General features: G+C 68.3%; 6 protein-coding genes and 2 pseudogenes. 3 read left to right on the top strand and 5 right to left on the bottom strand.

The annotated features are described in order from the left end of the window. From ACFWA7_RS23775 to ACFWA7_RS23765, 3 genes and pseudogenes are all read right to left on the bottom strand, one after another. The coding region (locus ACFWA7_RS23775) for a bacteriocin immunity protein (protein ID WP_385825068.1) at positions 1-338 on the bottom strand (338 nt) is incomplete at its 3' end. Between the two features lie 161 nt (positions 339-499). Beyond that, positions 500-1,066, bottom strand: coding sequence for a hypothetical protein (locus tag ACFWA7_RS23770; RefSeq protein WP_385825077.1), 567 nt, complete (start codon positions 1,064-1,066; stop codon positions 500-502). A 59-nt stretch (positions 1,067-1,125) separates the two neighbouring features. Continuing rightward, positions 1,126-1,497: pseudogene (locus tag ACFWA7_RS23765) on the bottom strand (protein-L-isoaspartate O-methyltransferase); the annotation flags it as partial. A 748-nt stretch (positions 1,498-2,245) separates the two neighbouring features. On the opposite strand from ACFWA7_RS23765, the gene ACFWA7_RS23760 reads away from it, so the two are divergent. Continuing rightward, complete coding sequence (locus tag ACFWA7_RS23760; RefSeq protein WP_385825064.1) at positions 2,246-2,842, top strand: hypothetical protein; 597 nt, start codon at positions 2,246-2,248, stop codon at positions 2,840-2,842. A gap of 204 nt (positions 2,843-3,046) precedes the next feature. Then, positions 3,047-3,373: a hypothetical protein gene (locus ACFWA7_RS23755; protein WP_385825061.1), complete on the top strand. Its 327-nt coding sequence runs from the start codon at positions 3,047-3,049 to the stop codon at positions 3,371-3,373. A gap of 395 nt (positions 3,374-3,768) precedes the next feature. On the opposite strand, the gene ACFWA7_RS23750 is transcribed toward ACFWA7_RS23755, so the two are convergent. Together ACFWA7_RS23750 and ACFWA7_RS23745 are read right to left on the bottom strand one after the other, a co-directional pair. Continuing rightward, the gene (locus ACFWA7_RS23750; protein ID WP_385825058.1) at positions 3,769-4,317 is read right to left on the bottom strand and encodes a hypothetical protein; all 549 of its coding nucleotides are present in this window, start codon (positions 4,315-4,317) and stop codon (positions 3,769-3,771) included. 223 nt (positions 4,318-4,540) lie between these two features. Beyond that, positions 4,541-5,056, bottom strand: a pseudogene (locus ACFWA7_RS23745) (pentapeptide repeat-containing protein); the annotation flags it as partial. 339 nt (positions 5,057-5,395) lie between these two features. Between ACFWA7_RS23745 and ACFWA7_RS23740 the strand changes: the two are divergent. After that, a complete protein-coding gene (locus tag ACFWA7_RS23740) occupies positions 5,396-6,199 on the top strand; it encodes an aminoglycoside phosphotransferase (protein WP_385825055.1) in 804 nt (267 codons plus the stop codon). Positions 6,200-6,252 lie beyond the last annotated feature (53 nt).

Here is a 6,252-nt window from a genome sequence, read left to right as displayed (position 1 = left end):
GCGCGGCTAGCCGGCGGCTCCGCCACCGGGTGCAGCCAACTCCGTTGGCTGCGGCGCGAATCGCGGAGCGATTCGGCCTGGCGGAATCCGCTCCGCGGATTCCTGTATCCGGCCACGGGGTGGGGGTGCCCGGTCCTGTCAGAGTGCGATCGGCCGGTATGCGAGGGCGGCTCGATTACCTGATCTGTCGTCAGTTCCCTGTCATATCCCTCGTTCTCTGGATAATAGATCAGGTCACAGACCCGTGGATGCAGCACGTTCCTCTCCAGGGTTTCGACGAGCGCGCTGTGCTCCTCCTCCGTGCCTTCGCCGTCCATGATGCGCTGCACCAGGTCCACGAGCTCACCCCGTGTCAGACTCCCCACCCGGCCCGATTCCGCTGTCATCTGACGTGCCCTCTCCTCGACCCGTGGAGATCATCGCTCTCGCGGGAGTCTGCCGGGCATGCCCCACGATAGCGGCTGTGAGCGTCCGGCAGGGGTCTATGGAAGCACAAAAACTATGGATTCTTCGAGATCTTGGCGCGCCCCTCTGCGGATGGAACGAGGGGGTGGTCCGGGGAGTCGAGCCACAAGGTGTGTTCTCCATCGGCGTGCGCCGTCAGCCCGTGCCGGCTTACGCCGGGGCGGCCGTTGTTCGTCCAGGACGCGTAGGCGGCGGCGATCTCGTTCCATAGGTGACGGGGGCCTGCTTGGGTGACGGTGAACTCGGTGGTGTGGGTGCCGTCATAGTCAACGGTCGCCCACGAGGTGCTGGTGGTGTCCTCGACACGCAGGCGTACGGGGGCGTGCTCGCCGGTGGTGTCCCAGGAGAAGAACACTCCTGGGACGGTGAGCCCGAGGTGGAATTCGGCGTCCAGGTCTCCGCCGGCCACTGCCCACGGTGAGAGTGCCGTCGCGGACTTCGCCTCCTCGGCCGCGATCGCCTGAGCATGAGGGCCGTTCGCGGTTTCCTGTTCACTTGGGCGCATGGGCATGAAGGAGGCGAAGTCATGGAACCGGCTGCGGTGCCGCTTGCGCTGACGGTGAGGGCGAGGGTGCCGTAGCAGCACCAGGCTGACGTCCACGGCGTCACGATCCGTCCGCCCGGCACGGTCTGGGCGATCCAGGCGGGCGGGACCTGGTCGACGGAGAACGTGGCCAGCACCCGTGCGTACGGCGCAGAGCCCGGACAGCCCTGTGCTGCATCTACCTGCACCACTGTGGGTGCGTACCCGGCGGCCTTCAGGTTCCGCTCGCCCTGTTCGGCCAGCACGGCATCCAGCTCCACCGTGGTGACAGCGCCCTGCCCGACCAACGCGCACAGCAGCGCCGCGTTGAAGCCCGTCCCCGTACCCAACTCCATGACCCTGACAGGCTGCTGCCGCGTGCCTTCGAGAGCGGTCACCTGGGTGAGCTGAAGCATGCGCAGCACCATCGAGGGCATCGATGCTGATGATGTGGGCAGGGTGTCGGTGAACTGGGTGACCAGGGTCTGGTCCGCGTACGTCGCGGCCATCCACTCTTGCGGCTCTGCACTGCGGTTGATGAGCCGGTAGCCGCCCTGGCCATCGCGTACCCACACCGTCTCAGGCAGGAACCGGTGACGGGGCACCTGCCGCAGTGCCTCGGCCAGCTCTTCGGGGACCGGGTGCCCGAACTGCTCGGCGACCTGTGCGAGCAGCCCCTGCGTGTGTGCTGCTTGGGCCGGTGCGTTCACCGCCGGCTACTTCTTGTCCGGGGCAGGAGGAGTGGGGGGCGGGGGTGGAGGCAGGGGGCGGTTCGGCTGATGCCCGTCGTCCCCGATCGGTGAGCGGTGCTTGGCCGTCACGACATCCACGAAGCGCCTCCCTCTTCGTTCCGGTCCTTCACAGGGTAGAGGTCAGGTTCAGGTACCGGGAGAGCGCCGCAACGAAACGATCACGGAAGGATGTTCGGCGGCTGGCCTTACTGCTCGTACGCTCATGCGCCCACCACAGCCGCTGTCCTCCAGCAGGACGGCACGAACCACGCGGATGCCCCCGACTCCCCGTCCCTCACCATCCTGCGCGGCTGGCTGGACGGATGGGAAGGCCGGGCGCCCGGGCGCCCAGACGTACACCCCGGCCCTTGTCGGCTCCGGCGCGTACGGATGAAAGCGCACCGTCTTTGATGTGGTGAGGTCGGTGTCGCCACAACGCAGCCTCATAGTCCGTGTAGTCCGTGTAGTCCGTGTAGTCCGTGTAGTCCGTGTAGTCCGTGTAGTCCGTGTGGTCGAGAATGAGCGCATGGACGTCCCTGAGATGCTCGAATCAGCTTCCCTGCTGGTTCCCGACGAGACCGCCACCGAGAACGACATCACGGTGCGAGACATCTGGGACTACCTCGTCCATGACGAGTGGGAGATCGCCCTGGGCCTGCTGGAGGAACTCGGGGACGGCCGTCCACTCCCTCTCGCATTCTGGGAGAAGCTCGCCGAGGCGGCCGAGCAGCTCCGGCTTGAGCGGAGCGCGGCCTGGTGCCATTGGCGGTGCTCCGAGATCCGCAATGGCGTGATCCGGGCGGATCTGACGCTCCGTCCGGCCGCCGAGGCGCGACGCACGACGCCAATCTCCGGTGCCGGTGTTCTGCGGCCCATGTGGGACATCGGACACCTCTCGCCCACCGGTGCACGTGCGGTCAGTATCGCCTTCCTCTGGGTTGAGAACATGCCCAGTCTGGAGCCCGGCGGGCGAGCCACGGTTCGCCTCGTGCCCCTCACCCCCTCCCATTGGACGCACGTCCAGCCCGGCCAGCAGATCACCATGCACGAGGACCGGACCCTGGCCGGCACCGCAGTCATCCTGGACGTTTTTCGCCCTGCCACCGCCATGCCCGCGGGATGACGTGACTGGCTCAGAGCCTGCCTGCTGGTGCACGTATCTCCGCACTTGGCGGAGACTCACAGCGCAGGAGCCCGCCGAGACCCGCCTACGAGGAAGCCCTCATCCCGCACCTCTGCACCGACCTGGCCCCACCATCCAACCTCTCCGCGGCACCTGAGCCGGGACCCAAACCGAGGTGTCTGCGCCGCCGTGTTAAATGGCTGCGTGGCGATACGACAGAAGAAGCAGCAGCCTGCCTTCGGCCTGCCCAAGGGGATCGTCCTGGTGGCGACGCCGGACGGCTGGCGCCACAGCGTCCTCACCATCGAGGGCGGCACGCTCCGTGGACGCCTCAGCGACGAGCTGCTTGATCCCGACGTGGCGCTGGCCGCCGCCACCGCGATGCTCAAGGAACTCGCGCGCACCTTCCACGACACCCCCGTCGAGGTGACCTGGGAGCCACGCCAGGAACCCTGGACGTGGACCGGCCACGTCATCGCCGTCCCCGGTGACCAGACCACCCCGACCGCGGGCACCGGCAAAAGACGGTGATCAGGACAGCTCAGCGACTGCCGGAGATCTCTTCCCACGCCCAGGAAGATCTTCTACTGTCTCTCGGACGACGTCCGCCAGCGCCTCTCGCTGGCGAATCGAGTTGTGGCACCTTCCGATGCTGAGGCCTATGACAGCACCGCCCACCTCGCACACCCTCGTTGGGGCCTTGAGTTTCCGTGGGGCATGCCCGCCGGTCGGGTTGCGGCGGCAGGCGGGAGGATCTCGTCGATCAGCCGCTGTTGATCGACCGGGAGCTGTCCTGCGGTCTGCTTCATGCGGGTCTTGCACCACCACGGGCCGATCATCACAACAGCCTCTCGCCCACTGATCAGAATCACTGGTTCTCCACATCAGCCCTGGGGAACAGCCGTGATTGTCAACTGCCGTTGTTTCTAAGTGCGTTGGCTGTTCCTCTGCCCGGTAGGCGTGGCGAGGTCGATGACCGCCCACAGGCGTGTTCCGTCGGGAGCGTTGTCGGTGCCGCATGCGGCGACGGAGGGGCAGTCGGCCACTGTTGTCAGGGTCAGTTCGGTGGGTGTCTGTGGGGTGTGCTGGTGGCTGAGGACGAGGATGCAGGCGCGTCCTTGTTCGTCGGCGAGGTGGACGCTGATCCGCCGTCCCGCGTCTGCCACGGCGGGTGCGATGAGGGCGGCCACGACGTGCCGTACCGCGGCCGGGTCGGGGCGGTAGCCCCACGCCTGGAGCTGCTCGACGATGCGGCGCTGAGTGGCGGTTGCGGTCCATGGGGCGGATTCCAGCGGCCAGTTCGCACAGCGGCGGTTCGCCAGCGTCACCCGTGCTCGCGCGCCCTGGAGGACTGGCTTGGGTGCGGTGCCGGTGTCGGACGGGAAGGGGGACGGAGGCTTCTTCGGCGGGGTCGGGGTCTTGGGCGGATAGTCCGGCCGGTGTTCGGCGGCGGCGTCCTGGGAGATCTCGGCCATGTTCTGGTCCCCCTCTCCCGCCCGTGCGAGTCGCTGCCGGCTCCGTACGGGCCATGCTACGGACCACGGTGGCAGCCCGTCAGCATCTCACGCGAATCGGCAGGATGCCTGTTTGCCGCTGTATGGGGATCTGATGCTCTCCGGTCGAACGGGTAGGCGACTTTTGAGAACCCGTTCTTGACCGGCTGCGGACGCTTGGGAGCCATGAACGGGGCATGGTGGGTCAGCGTTTGATGCGTCCGCGGATGGCGAGGACGCCGAGGGCGAGGAGGGTGGGTTCGAGGAGGCGCGAGGCCATCTCGATGTAGGTGCCGGCGGTGGTGAGGTTTTGCCCGCTGGAGCGGAAGACCACGGAGTTGACGGCGATACGGGTGGCTTTCTCCGCGCGGGCCCAGGTGATGCGCGGGGACCATGTGCCGTGCAGGGCGGGGTCGGGGGTGCCGGTACTGAGGCTGATCTTGCTGCCGTGGAGGGTTCCGGTGGTGGCGGGGTGGGGGTCATGGGTGGGCAGGCCGGTGCCCATGAGGAGCAGCACGGTCAACGTCATGGCGGCGAGCAGCCAGGTGAAGGCGCGGGAGGCGCGCAGGCCGTAGCCGGACAGTATCCAGTAGGCCCACAGGAGGCGGCGTTCGCCTTTGGGGGTGCTGGTGTGGTCGTGGCGGCGCATTTCGCATTCGCCGTAGTAGAAGTCGGCTGCTCCGGGGGCGTTCTTGCCGTCCTCGAATGCTTTGCGGAGCTCCGGGTGGTCGCGCCGTCGCGTACAACGGCCGCAGGCCCGCAGGGACACGTAGCCGCACGACAGGCGGCTCACCCCCGCAGAAGCGGAGACCTGTGTGCCGCCCCTGCCCCCAGCACACCACCCCCGACGAGAACCTGCCGTCCCCTCCCCCTGGCGTCGCCGGTCGCCTCCGCCCTACCCTCGCCCCCATGACGATGGTGATCGAAGCGCGTAGGCCTCCCTCTGGTCCACCCTCCAAGCCGCCGCCCGGACGCCCTCCGTCGGCCCCGGGGCCGGACAAGAACCCCCCGATGCCCCCGAATCCTCCGGGCCCGGACGCCTGACCGGGAGCGGTGGCTCATGCACGTGGAACACATCGGCTGGGAACAGCTGCCCGCCGAGGCCCGCGCGGCGGTGGACGACCGGGTCGGAGCGGGGTATAAGAAGGCCGACATGCCCACGGGGAACAGCTCCGGCATCGCCACCCTGCTCTTCCTCCCCGACGGTTCGAAGGTCTTCGTCAAAGGCCTGCCCCTCGGGCACGAGCGGGCCGAGGAACTGGAGAGGGAGGCGCGCGTCAGCCCCCATCTGCCCGACTACGCGCCCAAGGTGCTGTGGCAGGTGGACGCGGGGGGCTGGCGGCTGCTCGGAATCGAGGGCGTCACCGCCACCCCCTGGGCGGACTTCACAGCCGACGGCGACCACCTGGAACGGGTGGCGCAGGTGCTGCGGGACCTGAGTACCCGCCCGGCCCCCGACGTCGGGCTGATGACGGCCTGGGACAGGTGGGGGCACTACTGCGAGCCCGGGGACGAACCCCTGCTGACCGGCCAGACCCTGCTGCACGCGGACCCGGCGGCCACCAACTTCCTGATCGGCCACGACCGGACGTGGCTGGTCGACTGGGCGTGGGCGGCACAGGGGCCCGGATGGGTCGACGCGGCATTGTGGGGCTTCCGGCTTGTCCTGGACGGACGGCAGAGCCCCGAGGAGGCGGCGGCGTGGGCGCTGACCGTTCCCACCCTCGCCAACGCGCCCCGCGCGGCGGTGCACGTCCTCACCGAGGCAGAGGCAAGGTCATGGGAGGACTGGAAGGCATACGGTGTTGAGGGGATCGAACGGACCGTCACCGCGTCCCGCCGGTGGGCGGACTTCTGGAGCTGAGGGCAACGAGATGGACGCTACGTGTGACTCGCCACGCACGTACGGCGCCGTGG

It is taken from the genome of Streptomyces sp. NPDC059994 (assembly GCF_042737755.1).
Taxonomy (GTDB): domain Bacteria; phylum Actinomycetota; class Actinomycetes; order Streptomycetales; family Streptomycetaceae; genus Streptomyces.
The sequence above is the reverse complement of the archived record's forward strand: the minus strand, read 5'-3'. Positions and strand labels throughout refer to the sequence as shown.

Bases quoted from the DNA above. Each gene is read 5' to 3' on its own strand.
- ACFWA7_RS23760 (WP_385825064.1), top strand. From the start codon at position 2,246: ATGGACGTCCCTGAGATGCTCGAATCAGCTTCCCTGCTGGTTCCCGAC.
- ACFWA7_RS23740 (WP_385825055.1), top strand. From the start codon at position 5,396: ATGCACGTGGAACACATCGGCTGGGAACAGCTGCCCGCCGAGGCCCGC.
- ACFWA7_RS23750 (WP_385825058.1), bottom strand. From the start codon at position 4,317: ATGGCCGAGATCTCCCAGGACGCCGCCGCCGAACACCGGCCGGACTAT.